This is a genomic window from Mesorhizobium sp. M0870, assembly GCF_040319775.1.
Taxonomy (GTDB): Bacteria; Pseudomonadota; Alphaproteobacteria; order Rhizobiales; family Rhizobiaceae; genus Mesorhizobium.
On sequence record NZ_JAMYOI010000089.1, the window covers coordinates 1 to 567 of the forward strand.

Consider the following 567-nt stretch of genomic DNA (forward strand, 5'->3'; position numbering starts at 1 on the left):
TTCCAGCAGTTCAACCTGTTTCCCGACCACACAGCCCTGGAAAACGTCATGCTGTCGCTGACCAAGGTCAAGGGCCTTCCGGTGCGGGAAGCCGAGCGCATCGCCGAGGCGCGCCTCGCCGATGTTGGCCTTGCCGCACGCAAACACCATCGTCCCGGCAGTCTTTCCGGTGGCCAGCAGCAGCGGGTGGCAATCGCCCGTGCACTGGCAATGGACCCTGAGGTGATCCTGTTCGACGAGGTGACGAGCGCTCTCGATCCGGAACTGGTGAAGGGCGTTCTCAACCTGATGGCTGACCTCGGCCGACGTGGCATGACAATGGTCGTGGTGACCCATGAAATGGGTTTTGCCCGCAAGGTCGCCGATCAGGTCATCTTCATGGATGAGGGCCGTGTCATCGAGGCCGGCACGCCCGCTGCGATCTTCGACACTCCCAAAAGCGCGCGCTTGAAGCACTTCCTCGCCGAAGTGCTGTGATCCGCATCGCCATCTGGCCGATATGCGTGGAACGCCTTCGGTCGCTCAATCCACTCTCTACACAGTGAAAGAACATCTCATGGTTACATC

Annotated in this window: 1 protein-coding gene; it reads left to right on the top strand. The window is 60.5% G+C overall.

The features are described from left to right. Positions 1 to 477, top strand: a 477-nt coding sequence (locus NKH97_RS33255; protein ID WP_352761826.1) for an amino acid ABC transporter ATP-binding protein, incomplete at its 5' end; no start/stop codon positions are given. Between the last annotated feature and the right edge of the window lie 90 nt (positions 478 to 567).